At 68.3% G+C, this 1,213-nt stretch carries 1 protein-coding gene; it reads right to left on the reverse strand.

Annotation, left to right across the window (positions count from 1 at the left end):
* Nucleotides 1-1,102 (reverse strand): IS1182 family transposase (locus ACWC9T_RS41945; RefSeq protein ID WP_449826269.1); only part of this gene is annotated, 1,102 nt, incomplete at its 3' end.
* Between the last annotated feature and the right edge of the window lie 111 nt (nucleotides 1,103-1,213).

Genomic DNA, 1,213 nt, shown 5'->3' on the forward strand with positions numbered 1-1,213 from the left:
CTTCGAGGTTGGTCTCGGAGCAGTAGCCGGCGTCGACGAGGGCCTGCTTGGGGTGGCGGCCGGTGTTCTGGGCGGACTGGTCGAGCATCGTGGTGTAGTTCAGGGCGTCGGAGGCGTTGCAGGTCACGTCGGCGGCGGTGATGACCTGGTGGGCCTCGTCGACGACGGCCTGGGCGTTGTAGGCCTGGATGTAGGCGCCGTCGCTGTTCTTCATGATCCGGGAGTCGGGGTCGGTGAAGTTGGCCTGGGCCTTCGGCTTGGGGCGGGCCTTCGCCGCGGCCTTCTGCCCGGCCTCGGTGACGGCCTGCTCGTCATAGGCGTGGGCGCGTTGTTGGCGGCGGCGTTCCTTCTCCTCGGCATGCGCGCGTGCCTTCTCGGTGGCTTCGGCCTCGATCTGGGCGCGGGCGGCCTGCATCCTGGCGAGGCGCTTCTCGCGGCGGTCCAGCTCGGCGGGCAGGTCGGTGTCCTTGCCGTCGACACCGAAGATCTGGTCCTCGGCCGTGTCGCTCGCTTCGGCGTCGGCCAGCAACGCGGCGGCCATCGTCTCCAGGTCGGCGATCTCGGCCTCGACCTGCTCTTCCTTGTCGATGAGGCGGCTGTAGCTCATGGCCTTGTGCTTGGAGGCGTTCGCTTCGAGCTTGGTGCCGTCCAGGGCGACGCGGCCCATCTTGACCATGCCGAGCTTGGTCGCCAGGTGCAGCGACTGGGTGAACAGGTCGGCCAAGGCGTCGAGGTGGCGGCGGCGGAACCGGGCGATCGAGCGGAAGTCCGGGGCCTGGTCGGCGGCCAGGAACCGGAACGCGACATCGTCGGCACACTTGCGCTCGATCGCTCGGGAGGAGCGGACGCCGGTGGTGTAGCCGTAGATCAGCAGGCGCACCATCAGCCTGGGGTCGTAGGGCGGGTAGCCCCGCTTCTCGGTGTAGTCGGCCAGGATCGAGGACAGGTCGAGTACCTCGTCGACCAGGTCCGCGACGAACCGGGCGAGGTGGCCCTCGGGCAACCAGTCGTCCAGCGATGGCGGCAGCAGCAGGACCTGATGCGGGTCGAACACCCGGAACGTCTTGTCTACCGCTGCCGCACGACCCGGCGTCCGCTCCACCTCGACCGGCTCGATCTCGAACAGCCCATCCTCGCCATGCACACCGGGATCATCCCGCACGAATGATCACGAGACGCAGGTGGGTTGCCTGTTACTGAGACACGCTCCTAG

The sequence above is a fragment of the Kitasatospora sp. NPDC001159 genome (assembly GCF_053598235.1).